This is a genomic window from Dyadobacter sp. OTU695, assembly GCF_038440355.1.
Classification (GTDB): Bacteria; Bacteroidota; Bacteroidia; order Cytophagales; family Spirosomataceae; genus Dyadobacter.
This window is the reverse complement of sequence record NZ_JASATN010000003.1, coordinates 422,748-442,543: the sequence shown is the minus strand read 5'-3', so window position 1 is coordinate 442,543 and position 19,796 is coordinate 422,748. Positions and strand designations below refer to the sequence as shown.

Here is a 19,796-nt window from a genome sequence, read left to right as displayed (position 1 = left end):
AATATCCTGAATTCGCAGTCGAATTCAAACAATGCTAGATGTCTTTCTCAATATCGTCGATCTTCCCCGAACCGTGAACCACTTCCAGCAGTTCGCGGAGGTCGTACGTCGAGCGGTTATACGTATTGCCAAGGACGATGATCACTGCGTCGTCCTCCGGGCAGACCCATAGCATGGTGTTGTAGCCTTTCCACCAGCCGCCGTGGTAGATAAACCGGGGCGTATGGTCCTCCTTGATGTGCATCCGGAAGCCGTAGCCGTAATTGCGGATCCCGTCGCGCTCGAAACTGCGGGGTTTGAATGCCTCGTTGAGCATTTTCTTTTCCAGGATCAGCCCTTTGGTAAGGCCATTGTAGAATCGGTAAATGTCCATTGTGGTCGAATAGAGGCCTTTATCGCCTACCACCTCATCATAATAATCCTTTTCCAGCTTTCGTCCGTATTGGTGGCCGTCGGTCCGGTTTTTGGTGGCTGCGATGGTGGTATCCGTTAGCAGATAGGTGTTCTGCATGCCCAGCGGCGTGAAAATCTGGCTGTTGAGATAGTTGCCGAACGAATCGCCGGTTACCTTTTCGACGATGGCCGCCAGGACGCAGTAATTGGTATTACAATAATTAAATGACCTGCCCGGGCGGTTGTATGGCTGTGGGGTAGGAACGACTTTGGCATACCAGTCGAGGATATCGAGGTTGTCAGGATATTTCCTGCCGTGGCGGACGCTGTCGTTGAACGAGTAAATGTAGTTAGGAAGCCCACTACGGTGACTGAGCAGCATATCTACCTTCACGCCGTGGTACGGAAAATCAGGGAAAAAGCGCTGTACTGAGTCATCTAGCGCTACCCGGCCTTCCTGGATGAGTTTCAAAACTGCAACGGCGGTAAATGGCTTCGACAGTGACGCCAGTTGAAAACGGGAGTCGGCCGTGAGTGTGTCCTTCGCCCGCATATGCGCGAAGCCGAAAGAATTCTGGTAAAGTATTTTGCCTTTCTGGACCACCAGCACATTGCCGTTGAAGCCAGCCCTGCGCTTGCGGTTAAATATCTCTTCGATCCTGGCCATTTTCTCCGCCATTTTGGCATCAGGATTCGTCACCGGGACGGGATCGAGGTTCTTATTCGATTTGCCGGTCACGGCCACATCCGGGGAATCAATCTTGCTTTTTCTAACTAACCCCCAGGAAATCAACAAAATAAGCAGGACAGCAGCTGCCGTCCACCACACTTTCGGCTGCACTTTTTTCAACATAGGCTTTTGGCCTTTAATAATAGGAACGTTGCTATGCTAACGACGCGTCGTTAGCATTTTTTATACTTTACCATTACAAATTAAGCTCAGAATGGCTTATGGAACTAGTACTTTCAGATGTTCTTTTCGAGCATTCTTTACGTATACTACAAAATAAATGCCAGGGGACAGGAGGTGCAAAGGAAATAGTCGGATGTGCCCATCGGGTTCGTCTTCGCGCCGGAACGCGATGGAAGTACCCGACGAATTGTGCAATGCCAGGAGCATATCGCTGGTACCGGCAGCCATTATCGTGATGCTTTGTGGGGACGCAGGATTGGGAGCGATGTGAACTTCGGAGGGCTCGGTATCGTTCAAAACGGCGATCGGCCTGCAGATGGTGAAGCTTTCATCTTGATCGACCATTTTTAGCCTGTAATAATTGATTCCGGCCGGTGGATCATTGTCAATGAAAGAATAGGAGGTCCGGCCGGTAGTTTCTCCCGAAGCTGCAACGGTACCGACGCTCGTAAATGCCATCATATCGCCGCTCCGCTCGATGACGAACTCCCGGGAGTTCTTTTCCCAGCCCGTTTCCCAATGCAGGACAGTCTGCCCGTTTTCGGAATGGCCTTTCAAGTTCACAATATCGACAGGCAGTATAATGGCAAGCACGTCGCCATTCACCGATATTTCATCAAACCATAATGTGCCGTAAATATCCACGGCATTATAACCGTAGATCCTGATCGTGAATGTGTTGCTGGAAAGCGCATTGTAGCTCACAGGAATATTGTAGCTGTTGAACACGCCATTATTACTCACCACAAATGCATTCAGATCGGCCGTGAAACCGTCCATACTGGTTCGTACTTTGATATTGTTCGGGCCGTTGGGCGAACGGCGGAGGCGGAAGGAAATGGAGGTAATGTTGTATTTAAATGAATTGGCTGTAAAAGTGAACTCCATGTAGCGTGAGGCCGAAAAAGCCACCGGCCACGGCCTGATAATGTAGCCCACCACCACGGCGCCGCCGGCCAGAAAGGCGTCGGAAGGCGTGAAATTGGCATGGTCCGAAGCGCCCGCCTGGGTATAATCCATCGTCCATTTGACGTGGAATGGCTCCTGCGCTTGGGCATTAAAAACAAAAAGCAGTACTGCGGCCGTGGCCACAATACTGCCTTGGAAAAATGGACTGTTCCTTTTCATGTGCGTGTTGTTTAAGGTAAAACTTACACTATCTGCTTTACTCTTTACGTAAAGCCATGAAAAAGGTAACAGCTTGTAGAATTAAAATTCTGCGCTTTTTGGGTAACGCGGGAACGGGATCACGTCGCGGATGTTGCCCATGCCGGTAACGAACTGCACGAGGCGCTCGAAGCCGAGCCCGAAGCCTGAATGCGGCGCGGTACCGAACTTACGGGTTTCGAGGTACCACCACAGGTTTTCAGGGTCGATACCGATTTCTTTCACGCGGCCGAGCAGTTTTTCGTAGTTCTCCTCACGCTGGCTGCCGCCGATGATTTCGCCGATACCGGGGAATAACACGTCCATCGCGCGCACCGTTTTGCCGTCCTCGTCGAGTTTCATGTAGAATGACTTGATCTCGCGGGGATAATTGGTCAGGATCACCGGTTTTTTGAAATGCTTTTCTACCAGGTAACGCTCGTGCTCGCTCGACAAATCGATGCCCCAGCCCGTCACCGGGAACTGGAATTTGCCTTCTTTCTGCGGCTTCGATTTCAAAAGAATTTCGATCGCTTCGGTGTATGTCAAACGTTCGAACGGATTATCGACGACAAATGCCAGTTTTTCCAGCAATGGCAGCGAGCGCTCGTTCTGCGGTTTGTTCTTTTCCTCTTCCGTCAGGCGGTTTTGAAGGAAATTAAGGTCGTCCTTGCAGTTGGTCAATGCATAAGTGATCACTTTTTTGACAAAATCCTCTGCCAGGTCCATATTGTCTTTCAGCTCGAAAAACGCCATTTCCGGCTCGATCATCCAGAATTCCGCGAGGTGGCGGGTGGTGTTGGAGTTTTCGGCACGGAACGTCGGCCCGAAAGTATAGATCTTCGAGAGCGCCATCGCGCCAAGCTCGCCTTCCAGCTGGCCCGAAACGGTGAGGTTAGCCTCACGACCGAAAAAATCTTCTTTGAAATTGATCGCACCTTCCTCGGTACGCGGCAGGTTGTTCAGGTCTAACGTCGTGACGCGGAACATTTCGCCTGCACCTTCGGCGTCGGAAGCTGTGATAACCGGCGTGTGCAGGTAGAAAAAGCCATTATCATTGAAATACTGATGCACAGCGAACGCCAATGCGTGGCGGATACGCAGGATCGCGCTGAACGTATTCGTACGTGGGCGCAGGTGAGCGATCTCGCGCAGGAATTCGAGCGAATGCTTTTTCGGTTGCAATGGATATTCCTCAGGATCAGCCGTTCCGTACACTTCGATGTCGGTGATTTTCACCTCTACCGTTTGCCCCGAACCCAGCGACGGGACCAGCAGACCGGTTACTTTAAGGCACGACCCGGTGGTTATTGTCAACAGCAATTCGGCAGAAAACTGACCGGGTTCAGCCACTGCCTGGATATTATGTATGGTAGATCCGTCATTCAACGCAATGAAAATCGCGTTTTTGCTTTCTCTTTTTGTTCTTACCCAGCCCTTTACGACAACCGATTGGTTTTCAGGCGCAGTTTGTAAAATTTCTTTGATTTGCAACGGTCCCATTTTTTCAATTCAATCTTTAAAATGTCAGCCGGGAAATGCCCGGTTTTTTACGAATGAGGCGCAAAATTACAAATTCAGGCTCGAAAACCTATTGTGGGCACGCAACTTACTTTTCTGTGGAACCCAATCATTGTACAGTCTGGTTTTCAGGTTAATTTTGCCCGCATCATCTGATTAAAGACCTGTTGTTTTGAATAATCGAATTGCCATCATATTATCGGTCGTTTTCCACCCGCTGATACTCACGACATACCTGTTTGCATTGCTATTTATGCTCTCGCCCGACCTCGTGGGCGTCAGCGCATTCGAACTGCCCGCGTTGGGAAGCCTGCTGCTGCTGCTTTGGCTGAATACCTTCATCGCGCCGGCGATCATGATGTTCTATTTCAAAAAGATGGGCATGATCACTTCATTGTATGTGGAAAACGCCGCCGAGCGCCGCATTCCCTACCTGGCCTGCGTGATCATTTACGGCCTTGCTACCTATCTTTTCGGCTGGCAGCTGCAACCGATCGGCGAGCTGGCGCCCCAGATCTCCGTCATCCTAGCCAGCGTGACGCTATCGCTCGCGCTGATCGCGATGATCAGTAATTTCTGGAAAATCAGCGCGCATGCGACGGGCATCGGCGGGACGATCGGAATGCTTTCCGGCCTGATGATCCGTTTTGACGAAAGCGCCTTGCTATTGCCGCTCTTGCTGACGATCCTCATCGGCGGCTGGCTCATGAGCGCACGCCTGCAACTGAACGCGCACACGCCCTCGCAAATCCTCGCAGGTGTATTTTGTGGACTTTTCGTCAGTAGTGCCACCGTCTATTTCTTCTTTTGATACAAAACACTTCACGGCATGTATCAAAACCTGATCTTCGAAAACCGCGATGGGGTCGCCCGCATCACGCTCAACCGCCCCGATGTCTTTCACGCATTAAGCCCCGCGCTCATCGCCGAGATCACAAAAGCCATCCAAACGGCGGCAAACGACGATTCTGTTCGCGTCGTGTTGCTCACCGCCACGGGGGAAAAGGCATTCTGTTCCGGCGCCGACCTGAAAGAAGCAACAACTTCGGGCATGAGTGCCGGGGAAATACTCAGGGACTATTACGAACCTATGATTACGGCGATCCGGGACATTCCGAAGCCGGTAATATGCCGCATGAATGGCTTGGCCGTTGGCGCCGGTTGCTCGCTGGCGCTGGCGTGTGACATGGTAATCGCCGCCGAAGACACTTATCTGAGCCTCGCATTTGTCCAGATCGGTCTGATGCCGGACGCCGGTGCAACGTTTTTCCTGCCCCGACTAATCGGTCTTGCCCGCAGTTTCGACCTCGCCACAAACGCTCAGCGCATTTATGCGAGCCACGCTATCGATATCGGGCTGATCAGCCGCTGTGTGGAGAGAGAGGCGTTGGATGCGGTAGTTGAAAGGCAAATTGAACATTACCGCCACGCCCCGACACTGGCCATCGGTGCTATGAAGCATGCATTCAACCAATCGATGCATTCGAACCTACCGCAGATGCTGGAAAACGAGCGGGAAAGTCAGGAAATGCTGTTTGGCACCCGGGATGCGCAGGAAGGGATTTCGGCATTTTCGGAAAAAAGAAAGCCTGATTTTCAGGGGGAATAGCTGTTTTTGGTATTTTTTTGCTAAATTTCTTTGCCAGAATTTGCGACTGCGAAATTCAGTCCCTACATTTGCAGTCCAATTCGGAAACGGTTGCGTAGCTCAATTGGATAGAGCACCTGACTACGGATCAGGAGGTTTGGGGTTCGAATCCCTACGTGACCACAAAAAATGACAAAAAGCCCCATTACTTCTTGTATTGGGGCTTTTTTATGGTCACAATAATGCTTGCAGGTGCCCTCATCCATTTTCTTTGAGCTGGACTGAACGATAAAGATCGAATCAGCGTTATTTTTTGTTCATTTGCAGTAGATTGACTCGCGTGAAATGCTTAATAGACCATGTTGCTTTGGGAGCCAACTTAACTTCTTAAATATCAGCTGATCATGGAAGATAAAGCCCTTAAAATTCTCGCTTTTGAATATCTCATAGACGGATTCGTCAAATGGCACCAGCAGGTGAGACCCAAGGTATCTGTCGAATCAACTTTCACGAAATTGAAGTTGATTAAATTGCTGTTTTTTGTTTCAGCAGTTGACAGCGAGAGGCCTTCAAAAGGGCTTTTGGATATTTTTCATAAATTTTCTGCTTTACCGTTCGGTCACGTAGAAAGTGATGTTTACGATTTTCTCAGACTTTGCAGCAAGTATTCCGTTAGTAAAGAAGGATTAAGCTATAATGTTGTCAACGACAACTATTTCGATGCGATAAATCCCTACAAGGAAAGGCTCAATGAGGCAATTGAAGCGTTAAAGAACAAGAACTTAGAGCTCGTAGCGTATTCTGCGTCCTCACTGGTAGAGCTGAGTCATCAATGGTATTCCTGGAAAAGCACATTTGCATTAGCGCGTAGCATGAATAAATATTCATTGCCCATAAAAACGGACACAATCCGAAACGAGAGCAAGATATTTAGACTTAACGACGCATTGTAAATTATGTACTTAGAGGCTCTTATAAACACGCTTGATACTTCCTTTCAAAGTAGCGAATTTCAAGACCTACAACATGATGAAGCGAATTTAGACGACTCACTGCTCGCTCTTTCCCAGCTTCTTGGTGACTTTTCCAATGGATTTTACCGTAGTTTAAATCTATCTGTGATTTCTGGCGAATATGTAAGCCACCCCTCATTTGTTCAAAATCTCGATTCGTTAACGAGTAAGCTGTCAGAAAGCTATTTGGTAGATCAAGATTCCGTAGAAGATCTAGGTGCCAATCGGCTGAATGACTTAATTATTAGTTGCTTTAGAATATACAAATCATCGATTGACCAGTACCGATATCTTTACGCTCAAGTTCATAGGGAATTTACTGCTTCCGATGGGATTCACTCTTTCGATGCTATTAAGAATGAATCGTTCTCGGGCTTACATCCATCATTACATGCAGTTTTAGGTTTGGCGAGCGACTTCCGATCCACAAATATTGCACTTGCCATTAATGATCACTATCCAGTTGTTGGCCCTGACAAGCTCCGACAGTTAATTCTTATTCGAGAAGAGCTCAGGGATAGATCATACGGGAGTGATCAAGTGTTCCGGATTTTGCTGGACAAGTGTACATTTTTGCTTCGAAAACTTCAGTTTAGATATGACTTAAATAAGATGAAATACCAGTATATGGTCGATTTTGTCGAACGAGAACTGGGGACGGAAGATTTGGTTCAAGATTATTTCGGAGAATTTGATAGGATCACGGAGCTTCACTACGATATTGATTCGCGGAACCGTATTCAAGAATTCTCGCATTATTATCACATCAGTAATGGTAAATATGCGAGGCGTGAGTCGCTTACATACTCAGATTTTCATTGCATTGTAAAATATCAAAAGCATGCAAATCCCAATTGGAATAAGCTTATTGAGATATGTGATAGATTTAAAGAGGAGGCTGCTGAAATTGCTGAATCGGCATTTAATAAACGAGCTAGGGAGATAACATCAAATTATTTTGCTAACAACAAACTTTCAGCAAAAATAGGTATTCCGGGTACGGGTATCGACACAGTTTTAAATGAAATATCTGAAATCGAATTTTTGCAAAAGGAAACAAAGGTTCATAATTACTTTCCTTTTTTGAAAGTTTGTAATTATATCATCAAAGAATTGGATATACTTTTCTCTTCTGGTAAGAAAAGTGAGTACGCAGATAATTTTGAAACTATAAAAAAACTCCTAGATCATTTAAGGGAATATGAATCTTTACTTCGAGAAAAATTCAAGTGGTGTAAAGAGCATCGATTTTTAGCCTTTCAACTTCCATATGAAGAATGCGTACAAGAAATTACAGTAAATGAGGAGCGTATAAAAGTCTTTCTAGCTTCTTCATTTGTTTTACCAATCAATTATCCAATAGTTGAGAAAGAAATTTCTGATATTTCCACGCAATTGAGCGCTTATGAAACAATATCCAAATTTCAAAGCAGCATATCTGACGACTTGAGTCAAATAAAAAACATTAAAGAAACTATTGACAAAACAGATAAAAGGCATATTGAAATACTTAGCGTGTTTGCGGCCATAGTATTATTCGTTTCGTCTAATATTCAAATTTTTACACGGACGGAGACGGTAGCTCAAGCTTTGAGGTTTATGCTAGTGTTCGGGTACGTATTGGTATTGTTCGTTGTGTTAATTTGGCTAATAACCAGAGAAACGGTGTTTTCACTAAGGAAAATTCCTTGGATACATCGGATAATTTTGATACTACTTTTTGCTGCCACTATCGCTTCGTTTCATCTTTCGTCGGATATTTTTACAGACGACAAAAGTAGGAGTGCCATTAAAAAGGATTCTATTAGCAGGGTATACATAGATTCATTGATTCAAGTGCGTGTTAATAAAGCATTAAAGGGGAAAAAGTAGATACTGCTCCCCTCCAATGGTTGGTGCTTTAAGCCGCTTTTGCAAAAATCAGTTATTTTCTCGGACTATATACGCCGCAGCTCCAAAGAGCAAAATCGGCAAAAGCTTCATCCGGGTCAATTCCGCCTGATAACGCTGGCGCATACTTTCTAGCATCTTGACGTCGGCGCCGAGATTAACCGCTTCGTGATAAAGTTCATTCAATCTTTTGTCATCTCTTTTCTTCTTGAAAATGTTGATAACAACGCCTGCAGCTATCAACGCAGCCCCGGCGATCGCAGAATATTTCGAGAAATCCTCGCCGAATCCTCCATTACTCCCGGTGCCTGTCGATCCTTTCGACGCCTCGGAAAGACCGGAAACCCCAAGATTAAGAGCCAAGACGCCTACCTGCTGCATCCACATCGCAGCATCACTCTTCCCATCGAGTTGCGCAGCTTGATTTGAAAGCTCTAAAAGTCCACCTTGATATTTGAAAATCGCGAATTCGATGTTTATGAGCTGTCTTTCTAACCATACCTTCCGATTCATCGTGTCGGGATTGAATTCGCGATCCTGTTTTATGAACAGGGCGGGAGTGTAAGGAGTCGGTGAGATTTTTGCAGTAATGTAGCTCATTTGGTCTTTTGTTTTAATGATGGAAATATATATTAAATTTAATCATAAATAATTGAATATCAAATAGTTAAATAATTTATTTTTGAAATTTTATGTGTATTATGCGTCACACCAAATCGTATTTTGTCGCCTCGTAAAAGTTGTATTACAACGCAAAAAAAATGCCAAGCTAGTGAGGTTGACGTTTGTATATGCGTGCAGATAGGATCTCAGATTTAGACACTGGATCAGTGCAAAAATCGCGGAGAAATCGGTAGTAAAATCACTCTTAAATCGCTCAAATATCACTCCCTAATCGGTCTAAAACTTGGCCTCAATCGCTCAAAATCGGCGATTATCGCTGACATTGCAGAAGGTATTCGTTAAAATCTTTACTATCGGGATATAATTGAGCCGAGTGATTATGCACGGTGAAACCTGATTGCTCTAATTTTTGCGCGGCCCTGACCCCTGTCGAGTCATTATCGAGAAAGCAGTTGACAATAGAGCCGTAAGGTATCAGCGAGATTGCTTTGCTTAGGTTGCTGGTTGTATTGAGCACGATGGTTGTAAGGCTAGGCTCGGATTTCCCATAAAAAGCTAATGCCGACAAAAAGTCAAAAAAACCCTCAAACAAAGCCACGTTTCTCGTACGTTTATGGATGGTGGTTATAGCATTACCTGCCTTCCCTTTGAAATGAGCGTTGCGAAGCTCGTATCCACCGGAGTCATTTGGAAAACCAGCTGCATAATATTTCCTGTCGTTAACTTCGTATCGAACGTCAAATAGATACTTACAGCCCAACTCTAACGCGATTCCCCTGTTTTCTACGTACTTGCAGAGCACAGGATTATTGGCAAGGGGCCTTGATGAAAGGATTTTTATTTTCCCATTCGCTGGCTCTGAAAGGTTTTTGCCGCTAAAAGAAAAGGAGATGTTTGGAACCGTTGACTCTTGGCGGGTTATCAAAATTCTGATGGCCTCTTTGAAGCTGCATTTATCAAGTAACTGAACTAGCCGAATAGCATCTCCTTTAAGATCTCCGCCCCCTCCGAAATCATTAAAAACGTTGCTTCTGGGATTAACAAAGAAGGATGCTGATTTTTCATCTCTGAACGGCGAAAAGTAAACAAGTTGGCCTGATGTCTCGTGATTTGGCTGAAAGCCTCTCTCCTGCAACAAATGCGCAATTGGAATTGCCTTCGCTGTTGCAATTTCCTCTGACGATACCGCGATTGTACTTTTCATATTTTCAATGATTTATTCCTATTCTATGAGAAGAAGTATTGTTTGAAGTGCATGGCTCTACCTTGCTACATGGCTACACAGCGACGAAATCGTGCAGTTGGCCTCATTTTGGCCTCTTTCCTGTCCTTTTTCTTTAGCGGCTCTGAAATGTCAACCCGGCTACAAGTCAAGCAATCCGCCACCATTTCTATTTGTAGCTAAGATGTAGCTATCTTTTAGTTTCAATAGTTATCTACATATAGGGCTTGTGAAATTCCAGTTGTGGAGGGCTATCGATATTTGTAGCTATGTAGCCAACATTACTAAGCAAGGATTCAGAAATTATTGGATCATTGGTCTTAACAAAGAACCGGTGAGTAGGATTTTTCCCATTTAAACGTACTGCAGATTTTTGAAACCCCAAAAATGTGAGTGCCTTCCCTATCTGAACATGATTTAACCTAAATGCGTTGTTAGTCACCTTGTTAAGAGCAAGAGTAACGTCGCTAGCTGTAACGGGGAAGGCCAATTTATCCTTGGTATTAGCAGGTGTGAGGTATCTTTCAATAAGGTCGATTTCTGTCGTTCTCTTTTGGTAAGCAAGATTGTTTTTTTCAACCCGAGCAATTTCCTCTTTAGTTAGTTCACCTGTGTGACCTTGGAGCACTAGTGCATACGCTTGTGACCAAACGTTGTCGATTGGGATGTTTGCTGAATAACCCTTTTCCCTGCCGCCGTCGTGTAAGATTTCTTGTATTTCGAAAACGATCCACCTGACGTTTCCTGTAACGTCGTTGAGAAACTCGGAGTCATTGGTGGTGCCGAAAAAGCTTGCATATCGTTTTTGCAATGTGTCATACTTGCCGTAATGGTGCCTGACCTTGGTATCAGATTGGGAAAACAGAGACTTCACCTTATTCGCATCAACCTTGTTCATGTCATGAAGTTCATCGAGGTTGATTATTAGATTTTGGCTGAGCGCGATCACACTATCCTTATGGTCCAATTGCGGATTTTCCTTGTAGTAATCTATTAGTTGGGGAGGGGTTAGCCAGCGGACGAAAAATGATTTCCCGTCATTTTGCTTCCCCAAAAAAACAAAGCAATGCTTGTTAAATTCAATCTTCCGTAACGCACACGAGACCGTTCTTAACAAGTGATTTCGCAGCATCTGGGCAAACCATCTTCTTTCTTCTGGGTTTGAGTTTTCTTTAACTTTTATGAATGAACATAAATCACTAATCCAGTCTCTATCACCTATTTGCCATTTCGGAAGGCTCCTGAAATAAGCCTCAAATGGGTTAAAAATAGGAACGTGATCTGAATTCAAAATGTCTTCAAAGTATGTTTTGACGCCACTGAGATTTCTCCTACCCATTTCGAGCCTCATGGTTGCTTTTATTCGTTCATCGATCGGCTGGAAGATATTTTCTCCTTTTCGGCAAAATTCTGTTGTATTCGATACAATATTGAATCTCAATTCGCAGAACTCGGAAATGAATTCTTCAATCTGGGAGAGCTTATCGTATGACTTTGATTTGTTAGTTTGCTTATTATCAGTCTCTTTCATATATTTGTATAGGTTATTTTTCTCTGCCATTAAGTGATTTAGATTGACGCTTGCTTATAAAAATCCCCTGCGGACAACAGGGGATTTTTCACTTGTTATTCTATTCTTTATCGACTAATAGACCGGTAAATTCATCGAGACCGTCTGCCTCTTCCGAGTATTTCATAACCCGTTCCGTCAGAGCGTCCTCAATGGCCTCCCTTTTTATTAATTCGAGCATTACATTTCTTTCGGCTTTATAGGCATTGAGCCTTAGGTCATTACGCACTTCTTCATTGCTGCTAAATTGCATGTCAATGAAATCATACAAGCTTTTAAAGCATTTGTCGGTTACTTCTGATATTCTTGCCATGGTCAAATTGTTTAAAGTGTAAGCTTTTGATTAATGTGAGGTTTTGCAAGGCGTGCCTCTGATGTGGCCTTGTCAATTCCGAAATAGTAGATATCTCGATTTTCATGCCGCACTTTGACGTGGGGATTAGCCAGAATTTCCACTGCGGCGTATTGGGAAAGCGTAATTCTTCCGCTAATGGTGGCACTTTGCCAAAAACAATACCATACATTCCGGCGCGGCCAGTGTTCTACTCGAGAGATTGCTATCATAGCTTTAATTGGCTTTTTTCAAGGCAGTTGGTTGTTGAACCGCATTGAGCAACGGAGCAAAGTCACGTACAACCATCTCTGGCTGAATATGAGCATAGTGATCAAGGGTCATTTGCACGTTTGAATGTGCCATCATTGCAGAAACTGAGAGTAAGGGTACGCCAGCTTTTAAATAATGCGTCGCGGCTGTATGACGAGCAATGTGGGTCGTAAGTCGCTTTCTTATGCCGAGAACTAACGCGACTTGCTTTAGGTGCTGGTTATACTTTTGGTTTGTCCTGACTGGAAAACATACCCCGTATTCTCTACACACGGAGTAATCTTTGTACTTGGATAATAGGGCGAGAGCCTCTGGTACCAGCGGAGCAACCTGTAAGACTTTTGTTTTTTGACGTGAGATAAGAATGCAGGGCTTACCATCCACTAGCGAAATATGTCCTGGTGTCAGCTCTAAAAGCTCTCTGTAGCCGAGTCCAGTATAAATTTGAAATAGAAATAAATCGCAAGACAAATGGAGAGCATCACTTGCGAATTTTGCGCTTGCGAGCAAGTCAATTTCTGCCTCAGTTAAATACTCTCTTTTCTTCCGTTCTAGTCTCTTGCGAAAATTCATAAACGGGTTACGGAGAATCCATTCATTCTCAACAGCATAGTTGATGATGCGTTTTAAATGAGCAACTATTCGGCAGGCGACATTGTGCGATAGACAATGCTTTTTCTTCAACCAAAAAAGGAAATGGTTGGCATCGGCCGGAACAATTTCATCAATGCGTGGACTTGTTCCCATCTTGTCAATCAACCATTTTTGGCAATGTCTATTCCATACTTGAAGCTTGTCGTATGAACCTTTCTCTAGCTCACCTGAATCATATAATTCGTTGATGATGTTTTTGTTAAATAGCTGGATGCACTCGATAATGTTCGGGACATTTTCAATATAAGTTTCCAGAATTGCCGCTTTGATTAGGTGTAGATCGATAGCTCGGCCTGTCAATTTCAAATCAGATGAGAATGCTTCGGCCTTGTGTCTAAGAGCGGTTAGCATTGCTGTTGCCTCCACATTTCCCGCGATTACCGTTGTTTTTTGGTCGAAGGCCCTAGGAGATGCCTTGATGCCGGTGCTGAAGGCTATTCGTTTTGATCCATATCTCAGCCACATATAGATGTAGCCCATTTTGTCAAGTGGCATTTTTTCTACTTGCCTTAGGCCAAATGAAATCGACAATGTCTTTCTCATCGGTCTATTAGTAGCATCGATGTGCCGCCGAGCCTTCCCGATGGAAGTACTCAGTGTAGAATTTTGTAACTTTGGCATATAATGTAACTGTTTAATTTTAAGAGAGTTAAGCAATGGCATTTGGCCCGACGCTATTACCAGTAGCGATCGGGCTTTCATTTTTCACTATGTCCGCAAGGGGGACGCCAAAAAAGTCTGATAATCGTTGTGCCTCAAACAGGTAGATGGGCTTCTCCTGTCGCATAAGTTGGCCGAATCGCTTTTGATTGATTCCGACCTTTAAATAAAACCGCCGGTCTGGACGGAATTTTCCACAAATACGTTCCTCATATTTGCGCATTGCTAGCTCAATCGGAGTAATCTGGCTCATAACATCAATGTAATCTTTTAGATTATTTTAACTAGCGCAAATGTAATCCAGTGAATTATATATCCAAAATAATTCAGATAATTATTTATAATTCTATGGATTACGAGGTATATTCATTGGATTATAAATTTTTGTATGAGTGTCGCAAAACGAATTAGAGAAATCCGTGAAGTCCGCGGATTTACGCAGGCTGAGATGGCTAGGTCGCTTGGTATAGCTTTGATCAACTACGGGAAAATTGAGAGGGGAGTGACAGACCTTACAGTTGCCAGACTCAGCGAAATTGCTAGAATACTTGAAGTGAGGGAGATAGACTTTTTCCCCGAGTATGAGTTGGAGTCGGGTGACTTAATAGCACGTCTCGAGCAAGATGTTAAGGCTCTAAATGAGCAACTACTGCGGTCGCTCACCAAGCTAAACGATAACCAGGATGTAGTTGAATCGTGTCTCCATCAATTTGAGAAATGGATGATCGACAAGTATGGAGTTGCCTTTTCGCATTGGACTGGTCTGGAACTCAAGGAATATGAAGAAGAAACCGAGGAATTTCTCCGGGTGCTGAGCGATCCGAATGCAAGACGAATATACTTTGCACTCCTTAGCTTAGGCGCGGGTATGGGCTATTTTGCGCAACACAACGACTTAATTTGGAGACTTGCGCCATTTAACAAGGATGAGAAAGTGTTACTTGCCAAATACTTCAAGTGGGATTTTGATATTTCAATAGACACAATTGAGACTGACGCCGATCCGGAATTGGTTCGATTGATGGTGCAGAGCAAGTTAACGGAATCAAAACTCATGCAAGGTCGGTAGGGAGGCATTTATATTCGTTGATGTGCAGATTTGCGTTAGACATGAACTTGTATGTAACAGTATAATTAGCTGATTATCAGTAATTAACTTTTTTCATGCTCGGTTTCGGAGACAATTTGTGTGCAAACTGGGTATTACATTCAATCATTGTTGCCCGCAACTGCCTGTTTATCAGCCACTTTGTGGTATTCGCGTAAGACCCTACGTGACCACTTAGTTCAACACTAAAAAGCATCAAAAGGCCTGTAAATAAATGATTTACAGGCCTTTTGTTTTGTCAAAATCGCCAAAAAATACAGGTTTTCGCAATGTTTTGTCGAGTATTTGGTGAGCAGGCAGAAGAGGCCAAAAAAGTACTCACCAGAATCGCTGTAAATACCGGCAGTTAATAGCCTCAGCCGGAATATCTCCTTCCGCATTGCCCAACACACATTTGCAACGACGGTTACGCTATCAAATGGAGTTCCAATGGAGAGCGTGTCCAAAATGCTAGGGCATTTTAATATTCGAACGACACAGATTTACGCCAAAATCGTGGATCGGAAGATTAAAGAGGATATTCACAACAAGTATTGGCCCCGGATCAGGGAAGTTTCTACTCCAAAAGCTATCACTTACAATTCCGAAATATCGCTACCTTGTTAAGAGAACGCAAGTGACTGCGGAAGTTGTCCCCAGTAGCGGATTGTTAGCAGCAATAAAATATAGCTACCATGAAAATGTTGGTGCGTATATGTTTAGTAGTGCTATTATCCTCAGGCAGGAATATAGCCCAGCAATACCCCGTTCGCTTTGAACAATTAACTACCAGGCACGGGCTGTCAAACAATTTTATCAGTGCAATTTGCCAGGATCGGGAAGGTTTTTTATGGTTTGGCACCGCTGATGGTCTGAATAAGTTTGATGGCTATCGGTTTACAGCATTCCAATTCGACCCCAACGCCCGCAGCAGCAGTTTACAACATACCATTGTCACCGATGTTCACGAAGACCGAAAGGGACGGATCTGGGTTGCAACAATGGGTGGCGGTTTGCACCAGGTTGAAAAGCGTACCGGAAAAGTAACTGCTTATAATCAGCTTTCAGGGCTCTCTTATTACTGGAATGTTCACTTTAATCTCTTCGAAGACCGGAATGGCTTTTTGTGGCTAGGCACTCCCCTGGGCCTGTTGCGATTTGATACGACTACAAGAAAATTCAGTCAGTTTCCCATGGAGCGTGTAAACCATATTATCGGACAGGACTCGCGAGGAGACTTACTGATCGAGGTAAAATCGCGCGGGCAACTTTTCCGGTTTAATCAGCAAACAGGTCTCTTTTCTCAAATTGTCCTGCAATTGCCTAAACTTATACACAGTCCGGATGTTTGGCGGAGAGCTGCGAGTGGAAGACAGTTCGCGTTACCGTATCAGGCTGACAAACCTGTGAGCCCTTATGCATTCCTTTTGGACAAATCGGGCGAATTGTGGATTGGAACGGAAGGCAACGGGTTATTTCGAACAAAAATTACCAGCGATACGCTGACGCCAATCGCTTATAATCCGAAAGGCCATTTATACCAAACCATTTATGAAAGTGGCATTTTTGAGGACAGCACCGGGTTAATCTGGATTTCCTCACCCAAAGGCCTGCAAAAAATTGATACTAAGACGGGTGCGCTGGTAATATACCAATCTGATCCCGCGAGGCCTGGTAGTCTGAGCAGCAATGACGTCCGTGCTATTTTTCGCGACAGAACGGGCACGGTTTGGATCGGTACAGACAACGGAATTAATCAGCTTAAAGCACATGCCAGGAGATTCCAGACCTACCCGGCAAATTTGCCGCAGGCTCCGATCCGGCTACCGGAATATAATTTTCAGACAGTGCTGGAAGATCATATGGGAACGATCTGGCTGGGGAGCCTTCAAAAGGGACTTTATCGCTGGAGTTCATCTACTTTGAAACTGGAACATATTCCAGCAGATCCAGACAATCCGAAATCATTAACTAGTGAAGGTGTTTCGACCCTTTTTGAAGATCATGCAGGGCAAATGTGGGTCAGCACCAAGGAGGCGTTGCACCGGTTGGACCGGGCGAGCGGCACGTTTACTCGCTATCCAACGAAGGTTCCTACAATGAGCATTGATGAAGATCAGAACGGTAAACTCTGGATTGGCGGGTCGGTCGGCTTGAAAGGGGCAATCGGTCGCTTGGACCCTGTGACTGGCCAATGCCAATATTACACGCGTGATGTTTTACAACCCAAAAGCGAAGCTGCCCTGACGCCAGATCGTACGTTGAGTCATTTTCTAATTCTAGATTTGCTGGTGAGCCGAACGGGAGACATCTGGATTGCCACAGCCCAAGGACTTAACCGGCTGAACCCGGCCACAGGAAAGTTTACTTACTATCAAACGGGTCGCGTTCATTCGCCAGGTAAGCTTACCGACAATTGGGTGCGCGCTCTTTATGAAGACGAAAAAGGCATTCTGTGGGTTGGCACCAATCATGGTGGACTGAATCGCTTCGATCCACGGACAGGTCAGTTTTCTTATTTTACAATGAAGGATGGAATGCCTTCTAACCAGGTGGTCAGCATTGCGCCGGACGGTCTTGGGAACCTTTGGCTGGGAACAGGGCATGGTATCAGCCGGTTCAATCCTGTTTTACACCAGTTCCGGAATTTTGATGTACGTGACGGGCTGCCCGACAATGAGTGTAATCTAGGCAGTGTACATAGCAGGCAAGGTCGATTGCTATTTGGCACGATCAATGGCGCGGTTGGCTTCGAGGCTGCTCAAATCCAGCAAAATACGGTCATACCACCTGTGCATTTGACAGGCCTGACGGTTCAGGAAACAAGGTATCCTGTTCCGTCAGGCGTACTGGAACTACCTTATGATAAAAATTTTCTTTCATTTGAATTCGTGGCCCTCAACTATAATATCTCAGAAAAGAACCAGTATGCTTTCCAGTTAGTCGGGCTAGACAAGAACTGGATCTATTCTGGTGACCGGCGCTTTGCCCGCTATACTGACCTGAGGCCGGGCTCGTACACCTTCCGCGTTAAGGCTTCGAACAATGATGGCGTCTGGAACGAAACCGGCTCTTCGCTTCGTGTGATCATTCATTCCCCATGGTGGAAAATGGGTTGGGCGTATGCATTGTACACTATGTTAATCCTTCTGCTGATCTGGCTGACCCGACGGCATTTGATCAACCGGGAGCGGCTTCGCAATGAATTAAAGTTTGAGCGGCTTACCGCCGAAAAGTTGCAGGAAGTTGATAAACTTAAATCAGACTTCTTTGCTAACCTGTCCCATGAGTTTCGCACGCCGCTTGCGTTGATAAAAGGAACAATTGACAAACTAAAAGCCGAACCAGGAGCCTCGCTGGATGCAGATTATCAGCTAATTGACCGTCAGTCCGGACAGTTGCTTGATATGATCAACCAGCTGCTCGACCTTTCTAAATTGGAAGCGGGCAAATTAACACTAACCTTGCGACCTATCAATCTAAGTGCCTTTTTGAAAGAACTCGTCGGAGCATTCGTAGCTTTATTCGAGTCGCGCCAATTAGTATTTCGCTATACATTGCCGATGCAGCCAGTGTGGGTGAATGCAGATCCGGACAGTTTTGCTCGCATTATTTCAAATCTGCTGACCAACGCAGCCAAGTTTACGCAACCCGGTGGTCAGGTGCAATTTTCAGCTTTAATGGAAGAGCTTCAAAATGACACGCCTTATCTACGGATTGTTGTGCAGGATACGGGCATCGGCATACCCGCTCATCAATTACCATATATTTTTGATCGTTTCTTTCAGGCTGATAGCTCCGTTACCCGCAACTTTGAAGGCGCGGGGATTGGGCTGGCGCTGGTGAAGGAATTGGTGGAACTTCATAAAGGGATAATCAATGTGGAAAGCACCTCAGGCAGCGGCACCGCTTTTACGCTAAAATTGCCATTTTCAATCGTTGAACAACAGCAAGCCATTGGCCTGGCGGCACCTAAGCTTCCAAGGAGCCCGGCCTGGCCGACTGTTCAGAATAATATCCCTGACGGTGCACGACAGAAAGCCCAAATGCTCGTCATTGAAGACAATGTCGATTTGCGAAACTTTTTGGTGGATTGCTTTGCCCCGATTTATCGAACAATGGCAGTTGATAATGGTGATGAAGGCTGGCGTATGGCGTTAGCTCACTTGCCCGATCTGATCATTAGCGACATTATGATGCCGGGAATGAATGGAATTGAATTATGCCGTCGCTTCAAAACGGATGAGCGGACCAGCCATATCCCGGTGGTTTTGCTTACGGCCAAGACCGGCATTGAAAGCAAACTGGCGGGCTTGGAAAACGGTGCTGATGACTATTTGACCAAACCATTTGACCGTCAGGAATTGCTGACGCGGGTCAAGAACTTGATGGAAGGCCGGAGACAGTTGCGGGAGCGGTTTCGCAGGCAACTCGTTGTGCAACCTTCGGAGGTAACTGTTACGTCAACGGACGAAAAATTTTTGCAAAACGTTTTTGCATTACTTGAAAAAAACCTATCCAATACAGATTTCGACGTAAGTGTTTTTTGTCAGGAAATCGGCGTGAGCCAGACCCACCTGCACCGAAAGTTAACGGGCCTGCTTGGACAATCAGCTAATGAATTGATCCGGACATTCCGGTTGAAACGAGCTGCTGGTCTGCTAAGCCAGCAATACGGCAATGTTAGCGAAATTGCATTTATGGTAGGCTTCACCAATCCAAATTACTTCACAAAATGTTTTCGGGACCAGTTCGGTCAGGCTCCGTCCGAATATGCCCGAATTCATGCGTCTAGTTCAGAGATAAAGTAAGCTGCTTTCATGTTACTGCTCAGCAAAATATTCCCATTTTCCTACAAATTTTGACCATGGTCGATTGTTGCTGCCTCGCGGCCGATTTCGTCTAACGGAT

Annotated in this window: 15 protein-coding genes, 1 tRNA gene and 1 pseudogene; 8 read left to right on the top strand and 9 right to left on the bottom strand. The window is 45.2% G+C overall.

Annotation, left to right across the window (positions count from 1 at the left end; translation table 11 throughout):
* Positions 1–34 precede the first annotated feature (34 nt).
* The 3 genes from AAHB90_RS09945 to asnS form a co-directional block, all read right to left on the bottom strand.
* Positions 35–1,246, bottom strand: coding sequence for a serine hydrolase domain-containing protein (locus AAHB90_RS09945; protein ID WP_342084805.1), 1,212 nt, complete (start codon positions 1,244–1,246; stop codon positions 35–37).
* Positions 1,247–1,342: 96 nt separating this feature from the next.
* Entirely contained in the window at positions 1,343–2,434 is a 1,092-nt protein-coding gene (locus AAHB90_RS09940) for a hypothetical protein (protein WP_342084804.1), read from the bottom strand.
* 81 nt (positions 2,435–2,515) lie between these two features.
* A complete protein-coding gene (gene asnS, locus AAHB90_RS09935) occupies positions 2,516–3,955 on the bottom strand; it encodes an asparagine--tRNA ligase (protein ID WP_342084802.1) in 1,440 nt (479 codons plus the stop codon).
* A 190-nt stretch (positions 3,956–4,145) separates the two neighbouring features.
* On the opposite strand from asnS, the gene AAHB90_RS09930 reads away from it, so the two are divergent.
* The 5 genes from AAHB90_RS09930 (at position 4,146) to AAHB90_RS09910 (ending at position 8,446) form a co-directional block, all read left to right on the top strand.
* On the top strand, positions 4,146–4,784 hold the full coding sequence (locus AAHB90_RS09930) for a hypothetical protein (RefSeq protein WP_342084800.1): 639 nt from the start codon (positions 4,146–4,148) through the stop codon (positions 4,782–4,784).
* 18 nt (positions 4,785–4,802) lie between these two features.
* Complete coding sequence (locus AAHB90_RS09925) at positions 4,803–5,582, top strand: enoyl-CoA hydratase/isomerase family protein (protein WP_342084799.1); 780 nt, start codon at positions 4,803–4,805, stop codon at positions 5,580–5,582.
* An 88-nt stretch (positions 5,583–5,670) separates the two neighbouring features.
* Positions 5,671–5,744: transfer RNA gene (locus tag AAHB90_RS09920), tRNA-Arg, on the top strand.
* A gap of 221 nt (positions 5,745–5,965) precedes the next feature.
* On the top strand, positions 5,966–6,514 hold the full coding sequence (locus tag AAHB90_RS09915; RefSeq protein ID WP_342084798.1) for a hypothetical protein: 549 nt from the start codon (positions 5,966–5,968) through the stop codon (positions 6,512–6,514).
* A gap of 3 nt (positions 6,515–6,517) precedes the next feature.
* A complete protein-coding gene (locus tag AAHB90_RS09910) occupies positions 6,518–8,446 on the top strand; it encodes a hypothetical protein (protein WP_342084797.1) in 1,929 nt (642 codons plus the stop codon).
* A 48-nt stretch (positions 8,447–8,494) separates the two neighbouring features.
* Here the strand turns inward: AAHB90_RS09910 and AAHB90_RS09905 are convergent, their stop codons facing one another.
* The 6 genes from AAHB90_RS09905 to AAHB90_RS09880 form a co-directional block, all read right to left on the bottom strand.
* Complete coding sequence (locus AAHB90_RS09905) at positions 8,495–9,064, bottom strand: hypothetical protein (protein ID WP_342084796.1); 570 nt, start codon at positions 9,062–9,064, stop codon at positions 8,495–8,497.
* 334 nt (positions 9,065–9,398) lie between these two features.
* On the bottom strand, positions 9,399–10,292 hold the full coding sequence (locus AAHB90_RS09900; protein ID WP_342084795.1) for a toprim domain-containing protein: 894 nt from the start codon (positions 10,290–10,292) through the stop codon (positions 9,399–9,401).
* Positions 10,293–10,524: 232 nt separating this feature from the next.
* The gene (locus AAHB90_RS09895; protein ID WP_342084793.1) at positions 10,525–11,871 is read right to left on the bottom strand and encodes a VapE domain-containing protein; all 1,347 of its coding nucleotides are present in this window, start codon (positions 11,869–11,871) and stop codon (positions 10,525–10,527) included.
* Between the two features lie 70 nt (positions 11,872–11,941).
* Positions 11,942–12,193: a hypothetical protein gene (locus AAHB90_RS09890; RefSeq protein ID WP_342084792.1), complete on the bottom strand. Its 252-nt coding sequence runs from the start codon at positions 12,191–12,193 to the stop codon at positions 11,942–11,944.
* 255 nt (positions 12,194–12,448) lie between these two features.
* Entirely contained in the window at positions 12,449–13,681 is a 1,233-nt protein-coding gene (locus tag AAHB90_RS09885; RefSeq protein ID WP_342084791.1) for a tyrosine-type recombinase/integrase, read from the bottom strand.
* A gap of 106 nt (positions 13,682–13,787) precedes the next feature.
* Positions 13,788–14,051, bottom strand: a complete 264-nt coding sequence (locus tag AAHB90_RS09880; RefSeq protein ID WP_342084790.1) for a hypothetical protein — start codon at positions 14,049–14,051, stop codon at positions 13,788–13,790.
* Positions 14,052–14,186: 135 nt separating this feature from the next.
* Between AAHB90_RS09880 and AAHB90_RS09875 the strand changes: the two genes are divergently transcribed.
* From AAHB90_RS09875 to AAHB90_RS09865, 3 genes and pseudogenes are all read left to right on the top strand, one after another.
* Entirely contained in the window at positions 14,187–14,867 is a 681-nt protein-coding gene (locus AAHB90_RS09875) for a helix-turn-helix domain-containing protein (RefSeq protein ID WP_342084788.1), read from the top strand.
* A 393-nt stretch (positions 14,868–15,260) separates the two neighbouring features.
* Positions 15,261–15,512, top strand: a pseudogene (locus AAHB90_RS09870) (hypothetical protein); the annotation flags it as partial.
* A 68-nt stretch (positions 15,513–15,580) separates the two neighbouring features.
* On the top strand, positions 15,581–19,696 hold the full coding sequence (locus AAHB90_RS09865; protein ID WP_342084785.1) for a hybrid sensor histidine kinase/response regulator transcription factor: 4,116 nt from the start codon (positions 15,581–15,583) through the stop codon (positions 19,694–19,696).
* The last annotated feature ends 100 nt before the right edge of the window (positions 19,697–19,796 follow it).